The sequence below is a fragment of the Streptomyces sp. NPDC006458 genome (assembly GCF_040612135.1).
In the GTDB taxonomy this organism is placed as follows: domain Bacteria; phylum Actinomycetota; class Actinomycetes; order Streptomycetales; family Streptomycetaceae; genus Streptomyces.
In genome coordinates this window covers 1-19,275 of sequence record NZ_JBEXPR010000059.1, presented here as the reverse complement: position 1 = coordinate 19,275, position 19,275 = coordinate 1, and the positions used below count along the sequence as shown (strand labels likewise).

16 protein-coding genes and 1 pseudogene are annotated in these 19,275 nt (G+C 73.2%); 9 read left to right on the top strand and 8 right to left on the bottom strand.

Annotated elements, in window-relative coordinates; all coding sequences use genetic code 11:
- Positions 1 to 2,604 (bottom strand): type I polyketide synthase (locus tag ABZZ79_RS38650; RefSeq protein WP_356697206.1); only part of this gene is annotated, 2,604 nt, incomplete at its 3' end.
- A gap of 323 nt (positions 2,605 to 2,927) precedes the next feature.
- Here ABZZ79_RS38650 and ABZZ79_RS38645 point away from each other — a divergent pair.
- The 6 genes from ABZZ79_RS38645 (at position 2,928) to ABZZ79_RS38620 (ending at position 9,478) form a co-directional block, all read left to right on the top strand.
- Entirely contained in the window at positions 2,928 to 3,635 is a 708-nt protein-coding gene (locus tag ABZZ79_RS38645) for an SGNH/GDSL hydrolase family protein (RefSeq protein ID WP_356697204.1), read from the top strand.
- Positions 3,632 to 4,141: a hypothetical protein gene (locus ABZZ79_RS38640; protein WP_356697202.1), complete on the top strand. Its 510-nt coding sequence runs from the start codon at positions 3,632 to 3,634 to the stop codon at positions 4,139 to 4,141. The genes ABZZ79_RS38645 and ABZZ79_RS38640 overlap by 4 nt, the downstream gene beginning before the upstream one ends.
- Before the next feature lie 445 nt (positions 4,142 to 4,586).
- Positions 4,587 to 5,378, top strand: coding sequence for a DNA-binding response regulator (locus ABZZ79_RS38635; protein WP_356697200.1), 792 nt, complete (start codon positions 4,587 to 4,589; stop codon positions 5,376 to 5,378).
- A 115-nt stretch (positions 5,379 to 5,493) separates the two neighbouring features.
- Positions 5,494 to 6,267, top strand: coding sequence for a LuxR family transcriptional regulator (locus ABZZ79_RS38630; RefSeq protein ID WP_356697198.1), 774 nt, complete (start codon positions 5,494 to 5,496; stop codon positions 6,265 to 6,267).
- A gap of 495 nt (positions 6,268 to 6,762) precedes the next feature.
- Positions 6,763 to 8,286 (top strand): FUSC family protein, encoded by a 1,524-nt coding sequence (locus ABZZ79_RS38625; protein WP_356697208.1) that lies wholly within the window; start codon positions 6,763 to 6,765, stop codon positions 8,284 to 8,286.
- 166 nt (positions 8,287 to 8,452) lie between these two features.
- Positions 8,453 to 9,478, top strand: coding sequence for a lactonase family protein (locus ABZZ79_RS38620; protein ID WP_356697196.1), 1,026 nt, complete (start codon positions 8,453 to 8,455; stop codon positions 9,476 to 9,478).
- A gap of 109 nt (positions 9,479 to 9,587) precedes the next feature.
- Here ABZZ79_RS38620 and ABZZ79_RS38615 read toward each other — a convergent pair whose 3' ends face one another.
- From ABZZ79_RS38615 to ABZZ79_RS38600, 4 genes are all read right to left on the bottom strand, one after another.
- The gene (locus ABZZ79_RS38615) at positions 9,588 to 10,511 is read right to left on the bottom strand and encodes a hypothetical protein (RefSeq protein ID WP_356697194.1); all 924 of its coding nucleotides are present in this window, start codon (positions 10,509 to 10,511) and stop codon (positions 9,588 to 9,590) included.
- A gap of 146 nt (positions 10,512 to 10,657) precedes the next feature.
- The gene (locus ABZZ79_RS38610) at positions 10,658 to 11,656 is read right to left on the bottom strand and encodes a BadF/BadG/BcrA/BcrD ATPase family protein (protein ID WP_356697192.1); all 999 of its coding nucleotides are present in this window, start codon (positions 11,654 to 11,656) and stop codon (positions 10,658 to 10,660) included.
- On the bottom strand, positions 11,653 to 12,330 hold the full coding sequence (locus tag ABZZ79_RS38605; RefSeq protein ID WP_356697190.1) for a uracil-DNA glycosylase: 678 nt from the start codon (positions 12,328 to 12,330) through the stop codon (positions 11,653 to 11,655). The genes ABZZ79_RS38610 and ABZZ79_RS38605 overlap by 4 nt, the downstream gene beginning before the upstream one ends.
- A 9-nt stretch (positions 12,331 to 12,339) precedes the next feature.
- A complete protein-coding gene (locus tag ABZZ79_RS38600) occupies positions 12,340 to 13,428 on the bottom strand; it encodes an exo-alpha-sialidase (RefSeq protein WP_356697188.1) in 1,089 nt (362 codons plus the stop codon).
- Positions 13,429 to 13,989: 561 nt separating this feature from the next.
- Here ABZZ79_RS38600 and ABZZ79_RS38595 point away from each other — a divergent pair.
- Positions 13,990 to 14,418: a hypothetical protein gene (locus tag ABZZ79_RS38595; protein WP_356697186.1), complete on the top strand. Its 429-nt coding sequence runs from the start codon at positions 13,990 to 13,992 to the stop codon at positions 14,416 to 14,418.
- A 263-nt stretch (positions 14,419 to 14,681) separates the two neighbouring features.
- Here ABZZ79_RS38595 and ABZZ79_RS38590 read toward each other — a convergent pair whose 3' ends face one another.
- Positions 14,682 to 16,340 (bottom strand): DNA alkylation response protein, encoded by a 1,659-nt coding sequence (locus tag ABZZ79_RS38590; RefSeq protein ID WP_356697184.1) that lies wholly within the window; start codon positions 16,338 to 16,340, stop codon positions 14,682 to 14,684.
- Between the two features lie 104 nt (positions 16,341 to 16,444).
- On the opposite strand from ABZZ79_RS38590, the gene ABZZ79_RS38585 reads away from it, so the two are divergent.
- Entirely contained in the window at positions 16,445 to 17,188 is a 744-nt protein-coding gene (locus tag ABZZ79_RS38585) for a PaaX family transcriptional regulator C-terminal domain-containing protein (protein WP_356697182.1), read from the top strand.
- 142 nt (positions 17,189 to 17,330) lie between these two features.
- On the opposite strand, the gene ABZZ79_RS38580 is transcribed toward ABZZ79_RS38585, so the two are convergent.
- Positions 17,331 to 18,410, bottom strand: a complete 1,080-nt coding sequence (locus tag ABZZ79_RS38580; protein ID WP_356697180.1) for an NADH:flavin oxidoreductase/NADH oxidase — start codon at positions 18,408 to 18,410, stop codon at positions 17,331 to 17,333.
- Positions 18,411 to 18,507: 97 nt separating this feature from the next.
- Here ABZZ79_RS38580 and ABZZ79_RS38575 point away from each other — a divergent pair, with 97 nt between their 5' ends.
- Positions 18,508 to 18,891 (top strand): helix-turn-helix transcriptional regulator, encoded by a 384-nt coding sequence (locus ABZZ79_RS38575; RefSeq protein ID WP_356697178.1) that lies wholly within the window; start codon positions 18,508 to 18,510, stop codon positions 18,889 to 18,891.
- Between the two features lie 233 nt (positions 18,892 to 19,124).
- On the opposite strand, the pseudogene ABZZ79_RS38570 reads toward ABZZ79_RS38575, so the two are convergent.
- Positions 19,125 to 19,275, bottom strand: a pseudogene (locus ABZZ79_RS38570) (NADP oxidoreductase); the annotation flags it as partial.

Sequence of the window (19,275 nt, the reverse complement as noted above, 5' to 3'; positions counted from 1 at the left end):
GGTGTCGGCGTAGTAGGTGTGCCAGTCGATGGGGATGCCGGCGGTGTGGGTGTGTGCGAGGAAGGCGGCGAAGGTGTGGGTCTCGGGCTGGCGGGCGCGCAGGGCCGGGGCGAGGACGAGGTTGTCTTCGTCTTCGAGGATCTGGCGGGTGAGCGCGGTGAGGATGGCGTCGGGGCCGAGTTCGAGGTAGCGGGTGACGCCTTCGCGGTGCAGGGTGCGGATGCCGTCGTGGAAGCGGACGGCGCCGCGAACGTGCTGGACCCAGTAGCCGGGGTCGGTCAGCTGGTCGGTGATCAGGTCGCCGGTGACGTTGGAGACGACGGCGGTGCGGGGCGGGTGGTAGGTGAGGCTTTCGGCGGTCTTCTGGAACTCGGCGAGCATGGGTTCCATGCGCGGGGAGTGGAAGGCGTGGCTGACGCGGAGGCGGGTGGTTTTGCGGCCCAGCTCCTCCCACCGGGGGAGCCAGGTGTCGAGGGCGTCGAGGTCGCCGGAGACGACGATGGAGCGTGGTCCGTTGACGGCTGCGATCTCCAGGCGGCCTTCGAACCCGGCCAGCGCCTCGGTGACTTCGGTTTCGTCGGCCTGGATGGCGGCCATGCCGCCGCCGGCGGGGAGTGCGCCCATGAGGCGGCCGCGGGCGGCGACGAGGGTGCAGGCGTCGGCGAGGGAGAGGACTCCCGCGACGTGGGCGGCGGCGATCTCGCCGACGGAGTGGCCGATGAGGTGGTCGGCGCGGATACCGAGGGACTCGGCCAGCCGGTACAGGGCGACCTCGACGGCGAAGAGGGAGGTCTGGGTGTACTCGGTGGCGTTGAGGGTGTCGTCTTCGGCGGCGAGGAGTTCGCGCAGCGGACGATCCAGCAGCGGATCGAGCTCCGCGCACACCTCGTCGAGCGCGGCGGCGAACACGGGGTGGGCGGCGGCCAGTTCCAGTCCCATGCCCGGGCGCTGCGCGCCCTGTCCGGTGAACAGGAAGGCGGTCTTGCCGCCGACCGGGCGGCCCTGGATGACGCCCGGTCCCGGCTCGCCGGCGGCGAGGCCGGCGAGGCCGGTGAGGAGCTGTTCGCGGTCGGCGGCGACGACGACGCCGCGGTGTTCCAGCTGGGCGCGGGTGGTGGCGGCGGAGTACGCGGTGTCCAGCAGCCCGGACTCGGGCCGGGTGCTCAGGTGCGTGCGCAGCCGCTCCGCCTGCGCACGCAGCGCGGGCACGGACTTCGCCGACACCACCACCGGAACCGGCGGAACACCCGGAACCGCCGGGAGTTCCCCGCAGCGGCGTTCCGTACCCGGGACATCATCCGGGACACCGGTCAGGACCACGTGGCAGCAGGTGCCGCCGATGCCCAGCGAGGTGACGCCCGCGGCGATCCGCGGGGTTTCGGTGGCGGGCCAGGGCTCGGTGGCCGTGGCGACCCGGAGCCCCAGGTCGTCCAGGGGGATGTCGGGGTTGGGACGGACGTGGTTCAGGCTCGGGACCAGGGTCCGGTGGTGCACGCACAGCGCGGTCTTGATCAGACCGGCGATGCCCGCCGCGCCTTCCAGGTGGCCGATGTTGGTCTTCACGGAGCCGACCACCAGCGGGGCCGTACGCCCCGCGGCCTGCGAGTACGCCTCGCCCAGGGCCGCCGCCTCGATCGGGTCGCCGACGCGGGTGCCGGTGCCGTGCAGTTCGACGTACTGGACCTGGGTCGCGTCCAGACCCGCGCGGGCCAGGGCCTCGCCGGCCGTACGGGCCTGGGCGGCGGCGCTGGGGACGGTGAGGCCGCCCTCGCCGGTGCCGGTGCCCAGGGCGCTGCCCTCGATGACCGCGTACACGCGGTCGCCGTCGGCGACCGCCCGGTCGTACGGCTTGAGAACGACCAGGCCGCCGCCTTCACCGCGTACGTAACCGTTGGCGCGCTCGTCGAAGACGTAGCTGGTGGCGTCGGGGGAGAGGGCGCCGGCCGCCTCGACCACCGCGGTGCTGAGCGGGCTGACGATCAGGTGGACGCCACCCGCGAGAGCGGTGTCCGCCTCGCCGCGACGGAGGCTCTCGCATGCCAGGTGGACGGCGACGAGCGAGGAGGACTGGCCGGTGTCCACGGTCATGCTGGGTCCGTGCAGGCCCAGCGTGTGCGAGATCCGGTTGGCGATCATGGCGCGGCCGGTGCCCGTGAGGGTGTGGCGGCTGATGTCGCGACTGTCGCCCCGGGCCACGAGGTCCGCGTAGTCGGCGGCCATGACGCCGAGGAACACGCCGATCCGTCCGGCCCGGTGCTCGGCTTCCTCGCGGGTCTCGAGGTCCTCCCGGCCCGCGGTCTCGGACGGACCGGGGACGATCCGCGCGTTCTCCAGTCCCTGCCACGCGAGCTCGAGGGCGAGACGCTGCTGCGGATCGGTCTCCGCGGCTTCCTTGGGGGACATGCGGAAGAACTCGGCGTCGAACTCCTCGACGCCGTCGACGAATCCTCCCCGGGCGGGGCCGAAGGGGCGCTCGGGAGCGCGGTCGCGGATGGCGTCGCGGCCTTCGGCCAGCAGGCGCCAGAACTCCTCTGGTCCCGATGCGTTGGGCAGCCGGGAGGCGATCCCCACGATCGCTATCCGATGCCGATCTGCGCCCGTCATATGCACTTCCCCCGTTGTTGCTCAGCTTTCGCCGGTCGTGGTGGGGGAGGCTAGGCGGGGGTGGGAGGCAACCGGCGAGTAGCGGCGGAAACCTGCCAAGTTCCGTTACCGGAACGGGTCGTAGCATCGCCGCGAAGGCCTCAAGGCCCGGTGGCCTGACCGAAACTGTCCAGGCTGAGGCCGGAGCGGAACCAGGTTCGCGGCCCGGTTCTTGTTGCCCGCTCAGTCGGTGGACATTACTGTCGTGCCGCGCTGGGACGGTTGGGACGGCCGTGCCGGATTCCGCGAGGACCCCGACCTCTCTCACTTCTAGGGACCCGTTCATGAACCCCCTTCTGATCCCCGTCGTCGCCGCACAAGCGGTGTACGTGCGCCTGTCCACCGAGACGGTGCCACCTGCGGGCGGGCCCGACTCCGGTACGGTCGGCGAAACGGCGGGCGCGGCGGCCGGTGCCGGACCGCTGCGGATAGCGGTGGTCGGCGAATCGACGGCTGCGGGCTGCGGAGTGGAGCGGCACGAGGACGGATTCACCGGTCAGTTCGCGCGGGAGCTCAGTGCGCGCACCGGGCGCCCCGTGGACTGGTCGGTTCTCGGCCGGTACGGGGCCACGGCGCGGCGTATCCGGTACCGACTGGTGCCCGAGCTGGACGCCGGCCTCCACGTGGCGGCGCTGCTGGCGGGGGTCAACGACGTACTGACCCGGCGCAGTCCGCAGGACTGGGGCGATGATCTGGCGGCGGTGGTCGGCGAGCTCGCGCGGCGGGCGGATCAGGTCCTGGTGACGGGGATACCGCCGTTCGGGGAGTTCCCCTCCATCCCGAAAACGCTGGGCCGCTACCTGGGAGAGCGGGCGGCGGTGCTGGACGAGGTCGCGCAGCGGGTCTGCTCGGAGGTCCATGGGGTGACGTGGATCCCGTCCGCGAACGTCCTGCCGATGGGTCCGGACTTCTTCGCCCGGGACCGGTTCCACCCTTCCGCTCAGGGGTACCGCGAGTGGGCGCAGGTCGTTGCCGGGAAGGTGGCGCTGTGAGCGGGGCGGGGGAGCAGGGGCGGGCCGGGGGTTGGCCGTCCGTGCCCGGCGGGCGGGACCCGCTGACGGGGCTGCCGTTCGTGGACGAGCACCGGGTGCTGGTGGCCGCGGATGCCGCACAGGTGTGGCGGACCCTGACCGAGGTGGTCGGACGGAAGCGGGGCGGGCGCAGTGAGGCGTACGCCCGACTGGTGCGCGCCGAGCCGGCAGCCGCTTCGGGACCGCCGTTGGAGCTGGGCTCGACGCTGCCCGGGATGCGTGTCGTGGAGTCCGTACCGGGCGTCCGGGCCGTCCTCACAGGACGCCATTTCTTCTCGCGGTACACGCTGCTCGTCGCGCTGGAGCCGGAGCCGGACGGTCCGGGGACGGTGCTGGTGGCGGGTACGTACGCGGTGTTCCCGGGGCCGTTCGGCTTCGTGTACCGGCAGCTGGTCATCGAGTCGGGCGCGCACACGAAGGCGGTACGGGGGCTGCTGGCGAAGGTCCGTGACCGGGCGGAGCGCTGATTGCGCCGAGCGGTCCGAGCGCCGACCCCTCGGTGTCCGCGTGGGAATACCGGGACGCCGGGGGCGAGGGCCGGACGAAAGGGAATTTCTGCCGTTGAATTGTTACACCCTTCATAACTGAATGGTGTGTGATGCGCCACCAGCGACAGTTCACCGCGGGGGAGGTTGCGTTGTCGCGCGGTCATGAAAGGCGCAGGTCGGTGCGTGGATGGCGGCTGTGGAAGAGTTTTGGACACGAGTTGACGGGCCTAAGTGCTTGTCCTAATATCGGCCCTGCTCTCAAGGATTGGTGAAGTCTTTACCAAGTGAGGCTATGGTTCCGCTCGCATACGGACCGGTATGCGAAAGGTGCCGGACCCGCTGAAACCGGCAATGCCTGCGCGGAGCTCGTAGTTGCGGGGGGCAAGAGCAGACATCATTTGCGCGTGTCGCGGGGGGCACACGAATGGCAGCGACAGCGGACGAACGTGGCGTACTCGCGGAACGCAGAGGGCGGCCGGAGGAGCAGGACGCCGCCGTCCGGCTGCAGGACGCACTCTTCCGGGTGCGGGAGCTCATCGAATCCACCCTCTCGACGTCGATGCGGGGGGCCGCGAGGCCGACCGATCCCCTTCCGGTGACGCACACCGGGCGCAGTGAGCTCGCCGACGCGGTGGCGCAGGTGCTGGACAAGGGCGGGCGCGACATCGCCATTGCCCTGACCGAGGCAGGAGAGTTCACCGATGCGGTACTCGGGCACCTGGACCGGGTGCCGACCAGTCTGCCCGTGCGGGTGCTGTGCACCGCCACCGCCGCCGATGTCCGCGCCGACCGGCTGAGCCGCTTCCAGAAGCGGCCGCGCACCGAGATCCGCGTCACCGACCGGGAACTGCGGGCCGCCCTCGTCGTGGACGGCACCGCCGCCGTGGTTTCCGGCACGGCCGTGGAGGGAGCCGCCGTGGTGATCGGCGATGTCGGCACCGTCCAGGCCCTGGAGCTGCTGTTCGCGTGCGTGTGGGCCGGGTGCCCGCGGCTGAATGACCACCTCAACTTCGGTCCGCGACTCCGCTCCGAGCTGGGCCGGGACGTCCTGCGGCAGCTCTGCTCCGGCAGCACCGACGAAGCGGCCGCCCGGGACCTTGCCGTATCGCTGCGCACGTACCGGCGGTACGTCGCGGACATCATGCGGGAACTCGATGCCGGATCCCGGTTCCAAGTCGGCGTCCGAGCGATCGAGCTCGGCCTGGTCTCCGCCTGATTCGGACTGCCCCCGCGTCCCCTCACCTATCACCCCCCACCTCCCGCACCCTCCCCACCCTCCCCACCCCCACCCTCCCCCAAGGCCCCACCAGCCGCACGGAAAGCGAGAAGGCGTGATCGAACCGTCCGTACAACCCCGGGACGAGCTGGAGCGGGGGCTGCTGGAGGTGCAGGCGCTCATCGAACTCTCCATCGCCCTCCACCGGGACCGCAACGTCAGGGAACAGCTGATCACCCGGCTGGACGGCACCTGTGCCGACGTGCTCGACACCGCGCGCGGGCTCATCGACGGCGCCCGGCACAGCATCGACATGGTCCACGCCCGCGGACCGAACCTCTCCGCGCAGGCCGTCCGGCTGTCCTGGGCCGAGCACGAGCTGCGCCGGGCCGCAGCCGGTGTGAAGGTCCGGCTGCTGGCCGTGCCGAGCAGGCTCGACGGGGACTTCGTCCGGGACCAGCTGCGCAGCGAGAACCCCGTGGAGATCCGGGTCGCCGCCGTTCCTCCTCTCCAGGCACTCGTCGTGGACGGCCGGACGGCTCTGGTGGTCGCCGGGCCCGCGGGTGGCGGCAGGGTCTCGCTGATCCGTGCCCCCGAGGTCGTGCACGCCATGCGCAGTCTGTTCCGGGGCGTGTGGAGCGGGGCGACCCCGGCCAGCGACGGCCTCGTGTTCGGCGAGCGGACCGCGCTCGCCCGGCGGATCCTGGGCGCTCTCCAGCGGGGGATCACCGACGAGGCGGCCGCCCGCGAACTCGAGGTGTCGGTCCGTACCTACGGGCGGCATGTCGCCGAAATCATGACGGCCCTGGGCGCCAGTTCCCGCAGCCAGGCCGGGGCCCGCGCGGCCAAACTGGGCTTCCTCACGGCATTGGCCGAAACGCGGGTCTGACGGGCCTCTGCGCATTCATCCCGTTTCCTTCTCCCGGATTTCCGATTCCGGTGAACACCGGAGCATCGGAGTATTAAATTCCGGTTAATCGGCGCGACACCCGGCCAGCGATTTCGAGCCATTCTTCGAGTCGTTCGATGATGACCGAAAGACGCTCTTTCCTGTCTGGAACTCGCACCGCCGCCGAGCCCGGCACTAGGGCCCTTCGGTCGCCGGTGTGATGAGTGAGATCACCACGCAAACGACCAGGGGCTCTGCCCTGTCACACTCCCCCCATCAGGCCATTTCACCCTCTCCACACAGGATGAAAAGGTTCAGTGCGTTGAGCGGCTGTACCCCCTTCGGTCTATCCTTGTAGCCATCACACACCTTCGGCGCCGCGCAGCGCCGTCCGGCGACGAGGCCGGACCGGCCCGCGGTGCCTTCGTCGTGTCCGAGCCCCCAACACCCCAGGGGAGCGTCGCGCGCGGTGAGGAACAGATCAAGGGGGCGGGATTGACCGCCGTGCAGAAGTACCTCACGACCCCGGACCCGGGGCGCGTCCGGCTCAGGACCTCGCTCCGTGCCGTCCTGGGCGTTGCCCTCGCGGTCGCCTTGGCCGAACTGCTCGGCCTGTCCCTCGTCGCGTCCATCACCGCCGGACTTGCCGCGCTGCTCGCCCTCTTCACGGTGGGTGACCGCACGGTGCGCCGTCAGGCCGTTACCACTGCCCTGCTGCCGACGGTCGGCTTCCCCGTGCTCGCCCTCGCAGCCCTCCTGCACGACGCGCCGCTCCTGCGCGACGCGGCCTGGCTTTTCGTGATCTTCGCGGGCGCGTACGCGCGCCGCTGGGGACCGCGCGGACACGCGCTCGGCATCTTCGCTTTCATGCAGTTCTTCGTGACCCAGTTCCTGCATGCCCTCCCCGCCCAGCTCCCCGAGCTGTACGCGGCCACCGGTATCGCCTTGGGGGCGGCCGCGAGCGTGCGCTTCGCGTTGTGGCCCATCGAGCGTCGGGTCCCGCCGCCGGCAGTGCCCGCCGCTCTGCCCGGGACGGGGCTCGCCCGGGCTACCACCCGTCAGGCAGTCCAGGTCTCCGTTGCCTCGGGGGCGGCCCTCATCATCGGACAGTTCCTCTCGGAGGAGCGCTGGTACTGGGCCGTCGGCACCGTCTGGTGGATCTTCGTCAACACCGCCTCGCGCGGCGAGACGCTCGTACGGGGCTTCCGTCGACTCCTCGGCACCGTCACCGGCATCGCCGCCGGATTCCTTGTCGCCATCCCGTTGGGCGGTGCGCCCGTCATCACCGCTTTGCTTGTCGCCGTGTGTGTGTTCGGGATCTTCTACACCGCCGCCGTGTCATACAGCTGGATGATGCTCTGCGTGACGCTGCTGGCCTCGCTGCTGTACGGGCTGCTGGACGTGCTCGACCCGGCCCTGCTCGCGCTGCGGCTGGCCGAGACGGGAGTGGGCGCGCTCGGTGCCGTGCTGGCCGTGCTGTTCGTCCTGCCCGTCACCACCCACGCCGTCACCGACGCCTGGATCCAGCGCGCCCTGACCTGCGTCCACGCCTGCACCGCCGAGGCCGCCGCCCGGCTGGCCGGGGTGCCCGACGCCGATCCGGCGCCCCGGGTCGCCGAACTGGAGCAGTTGCTCGGGCGGGTACGGCTCGCCGTCGCGCCCCTGGTCCACCCGTTGAACCCGATGCTCGTCCGCAAGGGCCGCGCCCTGCGCGTACTGGCCCTGCTGGACGACTGCGCCCGCGAGATCCGCGGCCTGGTCGCCGTCGCCGCCGACCCGGAGGCCTCGCACGACTCCCGCCTGGCCAGGGCCTGCCACCGTGTCGAGGCCTCGGTCGAGGCGCTGATCGCCAGCCCGGCGGGCAAGGGCCGCGAGCCCCGCCCCGTCGGCTCCCCGGCCGCCCCCCTGCACCAGGCCGCCGAGCCCGCCCTCGCCCACCTGCACAGTCTCGAACACGCCCTGGCCGAACTGGCCGCCCCGCTGCGGGCCCCCTCGGGCTCGCCGCTCGTGGGGGCGTGAGCCAGGCGCGCACGAGGGCGTGCCGGGAACCCGCCCGCCGCGACGCGCTTCAGCCGGACCCCCGCACGCACCGATCCGGCCGTGACCGGCGTTCCCAACCCCCTTGGTCTAGACCGCAAGTGCTACCGTCGCCCCGAACGGGCAGTCGACCGACAAGGGGACAGCGGTGGCAGACGGCGGCAGGCGCAGGGCGTTCATCGGGTCGTTCACGGCGGCGGGCGGCCCCGGCGTGATCATGGCGGCCGTCGACACCGCGGACGGCTCACTGGCCGTCCTCGGCGGCGTGAACGGTGTGCCCGACCCGTCCTACCTCGCCCTCGCGCCCGACGGCGGCACGCTCTACGCCGTCAGCGAGACCGCCGACGGCGCGGTCGCCGCCTACCGGGTGACCGGCGAGGCCCCCGAGCCCGTGGGCCGGCCCGTCCCCGTCGGCTCGGGGCCCACCCACCTCAGCGTCTTCGGCGGCCACCTGCTCACCGCCGACTACGGCTCCGGCAGCGTCTCCGTCGTCCCCCTGCGCCCCGACGGCACCCTGGAGGGCCCCATCTCCGCGGTGCTCCGGCACACCGGATCCGGCCCCCACACGCCCCGCCAGCAGGGCCCGCACGCCCATCACGTGCAGCCCGACCCGAGCGGCCGCTGGGCCGTCAGCGTCGACCTCGGCACGGACTCGGTACGGGTGTGCACCCTGAGCGACGGCCGTCTGGAACTGCACCGCGAGGTCGCCCTGCGCCCCGGCTCCGGCCCCCGCCACCTGGCCTTCCACCCCGACGGCGACCGCGCCTACGTCGTCAACGAGCTCTCCCCGTCCGTCACGGCCTGCCGCTGGAACGCCGCCGACGGCACCCTCAAGCCGCTGACCGAGACACACGTCCTGCCGGACGCGCCGGACGGCGACGCGTACCCCTCGGGGATCGTGGTCTCGCCCGACGGCCGGTTCGTGTGGACGGCCGTACGGGGCGAGGACGTGCTGTGCGTGCTGGCCGTGGAGGGCGAGGGCCTGCGCCTCGTCGGGACCGTCCCCTGCGGCGGACACTGGCCGCGCGCGCTCACCGAGTCCGACGGCTACCTCTACGTCGCCAACGAACGCTCCGGCGACGTCACCTGGTTCCGCCTCGACCCCGAAACCGGCCTCCCGCGGCGCGTCGGCTCGGTCCGCGTCCCCGCCGCCTCCTGCGTCGTCGTCGGCTGACCCGCGCCGTCCGCACACGCCGAAGGGGCCCGGCCCCGGTCCGGACGCTGTTGGTTAATCGGTCCGGGACGGGCCCTTGTCGTACGACGTGGAACGGCTGCTCCGCCGGTCAGCGCAGGGACGAGCCCTGCTGCGCCGGCGAGGCGATGCCCAGAGCCTGCGTGTACTGGGCCAGGGCCAGCTTGCCGATCGCCGGGTACGGGCCCAGCGCCTCGGCGGCGGCGCAGCCCGCCTCCTGGGCGGCGGCCTGGATCAGCGAGGCGTCGATCTCCGGGCCGATCAGGTACGGCGCGAGCGCCAGCTGCTGCGAACCCGAGGAACGCAGCCGGTCGGCGACGGCCGAGATCGAGCCCTCCTGGTCCAGCGCGGCCGCCATCACGGGAACGGCCAGACGCGCGGCGAGCAGCATGCCGGTGATCCCCGCCGCCTGCACGGCCTCCTCGCCCCCGACGGAGGCCAGGATGATGCCGTCCGCGGCCGTGGCCACGGTGAACAGCCGGGCGCGGTCGGCGCGGGCCAGACCCGCCTCGGACAGCCGCACGTGCAGGGCCTCCGCGAGCAGCGGGTGCGGGCCCAGGACGTCGGTCAGGTCGGCGGCGACCCGGCTTTCCATCACGGCCTGGCGCACCTGCCGCAGCAGCGCGCTGTCCGGGCCGGCCAGCAGCGGGACGACCACCGCGACGGGACCCTCGGGCTCCTTGACCTCCACACCAGCGGCGAGCGTCTGCTCGTAGCGGGCGGTGCGCTCGTCGGCGGCGTGCGCGAGCACGACCTTCAGCGACGGGAACGCCGCGTCGTCCCCGTCGACGTACCCGATTCGGGCGTCGAGACCGGGAAGCTCGGAGCGGGCGATGCTCACGATCTCCTCGGAGAGGCCACGGGTGGCGGCGCTGGGCGTGCCCGGAACCGCAAGGATGAGCGCGGGTGCGCCCTCGGGAGCCGCCAGGGGCTCGGGTCGGCGGTGCCGCCCGGGCTGGCGGGGGCGCGGCATTCGTACAGGCAGGCCGGACGCGGGCCCAGTGGGGGAACTCATGGCGCCGCATGTTACTGGCTTCCTGGGCTCCCCTGTTCGGGGAGGGGGCAGGTGAACGGTATCCGTCCGGTTTTGTCTGATGAGTTGTGATGAGTTACGTACGAATTGAGCACGGTTGGTGCGCGATTCAGTCCCTGTTCACGGGTTCATGCGTTCATGCCCACGACCAGCAGCATTCGCTCGTCGCCCGGCAGAGTGAGCTTGTCCTCGGCGAGAGCCGTCGCGATCCGCACCGCGCCGAGAAGGGCATCGCCCTCGGCCGGCACGCGTCTGACGTGCGGCAACCGTCGTGCGAGCTCCTCGGCCAAGGGGTCCAGCAGCGGCGCGCCCATGCGGAACAGGCCGCCGGTCAGCGCGAGCACCGCCTCGTCCCCGGCCGGGCAGACCGCCGCCGCGGAGTCGGCGATGTGCCGCGCCGCGTCCCGCAGGATCCGCGCCGAGACCTGGTCCTCCCGCGCGCACGCGGCCACCTGCGGCGCGAAGGAGGCGAGCACGGCCGGCCGGTCCGGACGCGGATACAGCCTCCCGGGCAGCCCCGGCATCGGCCCGAACATCTCCTCCGCCCGCGACAGCAGCGGCGCGGACCCCTCGTCGCGGCCGTCGTGCGCGCGCAGCGCGGCCTCCAGCCCGGCGCGGCCGATCCAGGCGCCACTGCCGCAGTCGCCCAGCAGATGACCCCAGCCGTCCGCCCGCCGCCAGCGGGAGAGGTCCGTACCGATCGCGATCACGCCGGTGCCCGCCGCGACCACGGCCCCCGCGCGCGACCCGAGGGCACCGGTGTACGCGGTCACGGCATCGGCGGCGAGCGCGGCGGTCCGGGTGCCGAACTCGCGTCGCAGCGCGCCCGGCAGCTCGGCGCGCAGCCCGTCGCCGAGTGTGCTCAGCCCGGCCGCGCCCACGGCGGCCGTGCGCAACTCCGTCACACCCGTCTCGTCCGTCAACGACCGCACCAGCGGCAGCAGTTGTCCCATCAGATGGGCCGCGTCGATGCCCTGGGGGCCCGTGCGCACAGGTACGGCCGACTCCCTTCGCGCCGACACGCCACCGTCCGCCGTCCCCACGACGACGCGGAGACCGGACCCTCCGGAGTCGACGGCGAGATAGCCCGTGGAGCCCCCGACCGCGGTGCCCCCGGGCCGCGTCACGGCAGGCGCCAGTCCACGGGCTGCCCGCCCTGGCCGATCAGCAGGTCGTTGGCCCGGCTGAACGGACGGGAGCCGAAGAAGCCGCGGTCGGCCGACATCGGGGACGGGTGCGCGGACTCCACCGAGGGCAGACTGCCCAGCAGCGGACGGAGATTGCGGGCGTCACGGCCCCAGAGGATCGACACCAGCGGCTTCCCGCGCGCGGCGAGGGCGCGGATCGCCTGCTCGGTGACCTCCTCCCAGCCCTTGCCCCGGTGCGCGCCCGGACTGCGCGGCGCCGTGGTCAGGGCCCTGTTGAGCAGCAGCACGCCCTGGCGCGTCCACGGCGTGAGATCGCCGTTGGACGGCTGGGGCAGCCCCAGGTCGGAGTCCAACTCGCGGAAGATGTTGATCAGACTGCCGGGCAGCGGCCGTACCTCCGGGGCCACCGAGAACGACAGCCCGACCGCGTGCCCCGGCGTCGGGTACGGGTCCTGCCCGACGATGAGGACGCGGACCTCGTCGAAGGGCTGCTGGAAGGCCCGCAGGACGTTCTGCCCGGCCGGGAGGTAGGTGCGCCCCGCGGCTATCTCCCCACGGAGGAAGTCGCCCATCCCGGCGATCTTTCCGGCCACGGGTTCCAGGGCGCTCGCCCAGCCCGGTTCGACGATCTCATGCAACGGTCGTGGTGCCACGGCGTCACCCTACTGCCGTACCACCGCGGCCCGCACACACAGCACATCAGGCAGATGCGAGGCCAACTGCCGCCAGCTGTCGCCGTCGTCGGCCGAGGCGAACACCTCGCCGTTGCGATTGCCGAAGTACACGCCCGCCGGGTCCGCGTCGTCGGTGCACAGCGCGTCGCGCAGCACGGTGCCGTAGTGGTCCTCCTGCGGCAGCCCGGTCGTCAGCGGCTCCCAGGACTCGCCGGCGTCCCGGGTGCGGAAGACCCGGCAGCGGTGGTCGGCCGGAACCCGGTCGGAGTCGGCGCTGATCGGGAACACGTAGGCGGTGTCGCCCCGGTGCGGGTGCGTGGCCATCGCGAAGCCGAAGGTGGACGGCAGGCCCTTGCCGATGTCGGTCCACCGCCCGCCCCCGTCGTCGCTGCGGTACACGCCCCAGTGGTTCTGCAGATACAGCCGGTCCGGGTTCACCGCGTCCCGCGCGACCTTGTGCACGCACTGCCCGAACTCGGGGTCGGGATCGGGCAGGAACACCGCGGAGACACCGGAGTTGGACGGCGCCCAGCTCGCGCCGCCGTCGTCGGTGCGGTACACCCCGGCCGCGGAGACGGCGACCGTGACCGCGCCCGGGTCGCGCCGGTCGGTCAGGACGGTGTGCAGGCCCTCGCCGCCACCGCCGGGTACCCACTGCGAGCGGGTCGGGTGCTCCCACAGCGGGCGGACCAGGGCGAAGCTCTCGCCGCGGTCCTCCGAGCGATACAGCGCGGCCGGTTCCGTGCCCGCGTACACCACGTCCGGCTCGGCGGCCGCCGGGTGCAACTGCCACACCCGTTCCAGTGAAGCACCCGTGTCCTGGGGGAACTTGACCGCGGGCGCGGCCGGTTCGGTCCAGGTCCTGCCGAGGTCGTCGGAGTGGAACACCGACGGGCCCCAGTGCGCGCTGTCGCCGCCCGCGAGCAGACGGGTGGTGTCGCCCCTGGTGTCGATCGCGACCGAGTACACGGCCTGCGCGTTGAAGTAGGGACTCTCGTCGAACTCCCAGGCGCCACCGCGCCGACGCCCGATGAACAGGCCCTTTCGGGTACCCACGGCGAGTAGTACGTCGGTCATGCCGATCACCTCCGCGACGTCTTCGTCTCAGACACGGGCCAGTCTGCACCCCACCACTGACAGTCACCTGTGGACGGGCGTCGCCGCAGGTCAGCGCGTGTAGGTGGCCGGACGGCGGGGCCACCGAGGCCGCCGGGAGCGCCCAGGCGGCCCCGAGAGCACACGGACGGCGGCCGTGGGCCCAGGGCAGGCCGGCCGCGGACTTCGGGCGGTCCGGCCGGGGGCGGACTTCCGGCAAGTCGGCCGCACGGCCGTTCCGCCGCGTGGCGCCGTCGAGTCGGAGGACTCGCCCTGAGCATCGGCGGGCCGGCGCCCGTATGGGACGGCGACGGGGATGCTTCGAGCGCTCGTGAGGAGGCGGCCCTCGATGAGGCTGCGGGGTCGGAGGGTTCGACACGTGTGGCTGTGGCGCTGGCGGCGCGGTCCGCTGCGGCGGCGGTCCGACGCCGTCGAGGCGTGGGTGCTGCTCGTGGTGTGGTCGCTCACCCTGCTGTGCGGGGTGCTCGCGGGTCTGACGGTCGCCGGCGCCGTGGAGCGGGGGCTGGCGCGGGAGCGCGCGGAGTGGCGGCCGGTCACCGCCCGGCTGACCGGGCGGGCGCCCGGCGTGCCCGCCGGGCCGGGCGCGGCGGGCCGGGCGCGGCGGGCGGCTCCCAGGTGTGGGCCGGGATCGGCTGGAACGCGCCGGACGGCTCCCAGCGGTCCGGTCAGGCCCGGGTCGCGCCGGGCACCCGCGCCGGTACGGCGGTGACGGTCTGGACGGACCGGCGGGGCCGCCTCGTCGGCGAGCCCGCCAGCGCCTCCGAGGCCCGCCTCCGCTCCGCCCTGGTCGGCACTCTCGTCGGCCTCGGCGCCGCCGCGGTCCCCTTCGCCTGCGGACGCGCGGTCCGCGGCCGCCTGGAGTCCCAGCGGCTCAACCAGTGGGAGACGGACTGGATCCGCTTCGACCCGCTGTGGGGACACCGGACGGGTTCGGGACCGCAGGACGGCTGAGGCGCCGGGACCGCGCGGGGTTCGCCCAGGGGCGGGGTTACGGTGGCTCGGCCCGGCGGGGGGCATCCGCAGCCGCGGGGACCGGACCCTTGCCCCGGCCTCACGACTCCGGCGCCACAGGACCCAGGGCCCGCGGCGGAGGCCCGGCGTCGCCGTGATCCGTGGTCCGGGTCCGTGGTCCGAGTACCTGGTCCGGAAGCGTGGTCCGGGTCCGTGGTCCGGATCCTGGATCCGGGTCCGTGGTCCGGATCAGTGGTCCGGCCTCACAACCCCAGCGCTCGACCCAGAATCCCGTCCAGGTCCGCCGAGTTGGGCAAGGTGCCGAAGGCATGGCCCCAGTCGCCGCCCAGCCGGGTCGCGCAGAAGGCGTCCGCGACCGCGGGCGGGGCGTAGCGGACCAGCAGGGACGCCTGGAGGGCGAGGGCCATGGACTCCACGAGCCTGCGGGCGCCGGTCTCGGACGCGCTCGCCAGCCCTTCCTTCAGGCGTCCGACCGCCGCGTCGAGACGGGCGTCCGCCCCCTGGGCCAGGGCCAGTTCGGAGAACAGGGCGTCCGCCGTACGCGGATCGCGCGTCAGCGCCCGCAGGACGTCGAGGGCGTTGACGTTCCCGGAGCCCTCCCAGATGGACAGCAGGGGAGCCTCGCGGTAGTGGCGGGGCATGCCCGAGTCCTCGACGTAGCCGTTGCCGCCCAGGCACTCCAGGGCCTCGGCGGTGAAGGCGGGGCCCCGTTTGGTGACCCAGTACTTGCCGACAGCCGTGGCGATGCGGCGGAACGCGCGCTCTCCCTCGTCCCCGCGAATCGCCCGGTCGGCCGCCCCCGCGAGCCGCAGGGTGAGCGTCGTGGCGGCCTCCGACTCCAGGGCCAGATCGGCCAGTACGTTGCGCATCAGCGGCTGTTCGGCGAGACGGGCCCCGAAAGCGCTGCGGTGACGGGCGTGATGACCCGCCTCGACGAGTGTCCTGCGCATCAGCGTCGCCGACGCCGTCACGCAGTCCAGACGGGTGCAGTTGACCATCTCGATGATCGTCTTGACGCCCTGGCCCTCGGGTCCGACCAGCCAGGCGACGGTGCCGTCGAACTCCGGCTCGGAGGACGCGTTGGACCGGTTGCCCAGCTTGTCCTTGAGCCGCTGGACACGGAAGGTGTTGCGGGTGCCGTCGGGCAGCACGCGCGGCACGAGGAAGCAGGACAGACCGCCGGGCGCCTGCGCCAGCACCAGGAACACGTCACACATCGGCGCCGACGTGAACCACTTGTGCCCCCGCAGGGTGTGGACGCCGGGCTCCGAACTGGGCGTGGCGACCGTGGTGTTGGTACGTACGTCCGAGCCGCCCTGCTTCTCGGTCATCCCCATCCCGGCCAGCAGCCCGCGCTTCTCGGTCGGCACGCGCAGCCCGGGGTCGTACTCCCGGCTGGTCAGCAGGGGTTCGTAGATCTTGGCCAGCTCCGGCTCGCGACGCAGGGCCGGGACCGCCGCGTAGGTCATCGAGGTCGGGCAGCCGTGCCCGGCCTCGCTGTGGTTCCACACCAGTCCGCCCGCGGTCCGCGCGACGTGCGCGCCCGGCCGGTCGTCGGCCCAGGGCGACGCGGCCAGACCCTCCTCGACCGCCACCCGCATCAGGTGGTGCCAGCTCGGGTGGAACTCCACCTCGTCCACGCGGTGGCCCCACCGGTCGTGGGTGCGCAGCTCGGGCTCGTGCCGGTTGGCCAGCTCGCCCCACTCCTGCGCCTGCGCCCCGCCCGCCAGCAGGCCGAGCCGGCGGATGTCCGCCTCCGCCCAGCCGGCGCCCTCCCGGCGCAGGCCCTCCAGCAGGGCCGCGTCCTCGGCGGCGTCGTAGGGGGCCAGGGGCGGGGCCTGGTTGGTGACGTCGTGCGTCGCGTACTGCTCGTGCCGCTCGTGTACGGGTGTCGAGACCATGAGCCGAGTGTTGCACTATTCCTGCGATCGTACCAATGCTGCAACATCGAGATCCGGCCCGTACAGTACGAGGCCATGCGCAGTCTCGACACGAGGTCCCACGGATGACCGCCCCGGCAGGCCCCGGCACCGTTGAGCTGCGTCCGCTGTCCGCGCGGTCTGTCGTCCTGAGCCTGCTGCTCGGGGCGGACCCGCCGGAGATGGCCGCCAAGGACCTCGCGCGCGCGGTGGAGCCGTTCGAGGTCGGCGGATCGACGCTCAGGGCCGCGCTCAGCCGGATGGCGGCCGCCGGGGATCTGCGCCGCACCGAGGCGGGCTACCGCATCGGGGAGCGGCTGCTGGAGCGGCGCACGCGTCAGGACGAGGCGGTCCGGCCGCACACGCGCGCGTGGGACGGCGACTGGGAGATGGTCGTGGTCACCGCGACGGGCCGCGGCCCCGCCGAACGCGCCGAGTTGCGCACCCGGTTGACCGCCCTGAGGCTCGCCGAACTCCGCGAGGGCGTCTGGCTGCGCCCCGCCAATCTCTCGCGCGAACTGCCCGGGGATCTGGAGCGGGTGGCCGAACTGGGCACGGCCCGCCCGGCCCGGCCCCCGCGAGAGCTGGCCGCACGGCTGTGGCCCCTGGCGGGCTGGGCCGCCACCGCGGACGCCCTGCTGGCCCACGTCGAACGGGCCGGCTGGCCGACCGACCGCCTCACCGCCTACGCCGCGATCGTCCGCCATCTGCTGGCCGACCCGGTCCTGCCGGACGCCCTGCTGCCCGCCGGCTGGCCGGGCGCGGACCTGCGCGCCGCCTACGCGGACTACCGGCGGGAACTCGCCCGGCAGATGGACACGCGCGCGTAGAGCCGCTGTGGCTCCACGCGCGCGTGCCGAGGATGCCCGAGCCATCGGGGCCGTGGGGCCGCAGGTCCGGCCGGTTGACACCGGGGGGCGTGCCGATGCGCGGCACGCCCCCGGGTCAGGTGCTCGATTTCGTCGGCTCGGGTCACACCGACCGGTGGTACTGGTCCGGCACTCGCACCTCGCCGCCCAGTTCACGGGCCGTACGCCGGGCCCAGTAGGGGTCACGCAGCAGCTCACGGCCCAGCAGGACGGCGTCCGCCTCGCCGTTGGCGACGATCTTCTCGGCCTGCTCGGCGTCGGTGATCAGGCCCACGGCGGCGACCGGCAGCGTGGTCTCGGCCTTTACGCGGGAGGCGAAGGGCACCTGGTAGCCGGGACCGGTCGGGATCCGGGCGTCGGGGACGTTGCCGCCGCTGGAGACGTCGAGCAGGTCGACGCCGTGCTCCTGAAGGGCGCGGGCGAGGCGGACGGTGTCGTCGGCGCTCCAGCCGCCCTCCTCCAGCCAGTCGGTCGCCGAGACCCGGAAGAACACCGGCCTGCCCTGCGGCCACACCGCGCGCACCGCGTCGACGACCTCCAGGGCCAGCCGAGTGCGGTTCTCGAACGAGCCGCCGTAGGCGTCGGTGCGGCGGTTGGAGCGCTGCGACAGGAACTCGTGGATCAGATAGCCGTGCGCGCCGTGGATCTCGACGACCTCGAAGCCCGCCGCGAGCGCCCGCCGCGCCGCGTCGGCGAACCGGCCGACGATCTCCTTGATCCCCTCGACGCTCAGCTCCTCGGGCAGCGGATGCCCCTCGGCGAACGGCACCGCGCTCGGCGCCACCGGCGTCCAGCCGTGCGCCTCGGCCCCGACCGGCCTGCCGCCCTTCCAGGGCCGGTCCGTGGAGGCCTTGCGGCCCCCGTGGCCGAGCTGGACGCCGGGGACCGTGCCCTGCGCGGTGAGGAACCGGGTGATCCGGCGGAACGCCTCGACCTGGGTGTCGTTCCACAGGCCCAGGTCGTACGGCGAGATCCGGCCCTCCGGGCTCACGGCCGTCGCCTCCACGACGATCAGGCCGGTGCCGCCGGCCGCCCGGGAGGCGTAGTGGGCGAAGTGCCAGTCGTGCGGGGCTCCGGCGTCGGGGCCCTCCGGGGCGGCGGAGTACTGGCACATCGGCGACATCCACACCCGGTTGGGGATGGTCAGATCGCGGAGGGTGTAGGGCTCGAAGAGCGCACTCACGGCGACTCCCTTCATCACAGGACCGTTTTGCGCCTCGTACGATACTCGTCGTAGTACGTGAGATGTCAAACTACGAAGACCTTCGTACAATGGTTCCATGACGCCCACCGCACCCGCCGGCAGCCGTGAGCTGCCGCACCCGGCCAGCGAGGAGATCCGGCTGGAGGGCGTGCTGCATGCCCTCGCCGACCCGATGCGGCTGCAGATCGTCAGTGAGCTCGCCGCCGCGGGCGGTGCGGAGCTGACCTGCTCGCAGTTCGCCGTACCGGTCGCCAAGTCCACGACGACGCACCACTTCCGGGTGCTGCGGGAGGCCGGGGTGATCAGGCAGGTGTACCGCGGCACGGCCAAGATGAACGGGCTGCGCGGTGACGATCTGAATGATCGTTTCCCCGGGCTGCTGGACGCGTTGCTCGCGGCCGCGGCTCGGCAGGCGGTGGGCACAGGGGTCCCGGGGGGCTCCGGAGCTTCCGGGAGCTGAGCCTTCGGGAGCTGAGCCTTCGGGAGCTGAGCCTTAGGGAGCTGGGCTTTCTGGAGCTGAGCTTTCTGGAGCTGGGCTTTCTGGAGCGCGCGGAGCGGCCGCTCCTCGGAGCGACGGCCGCCCGCCGGAGCGCCCGGAACTGCTGCCGTCGGAGGACCCCCGGTCCAGGGCCTGTCCGACGGATTCCCGCCTGTCTCCCCGAGCCGGGTCCGTCGGGCGACTCCCCGCGCCGCCTACCCCGCCCCGGCCGCGTTCAGCAGCGACTGCCAGTCGGGGAGCTTCACCACGTTCCTGCCCAGGGACGCGCCGAGCGCGGCCTCCGCCCGCTCGATCGACTGCCACCCCGGCCACTGCACCGGAGTCAGCCCCGCCGCGCGCAGTGCC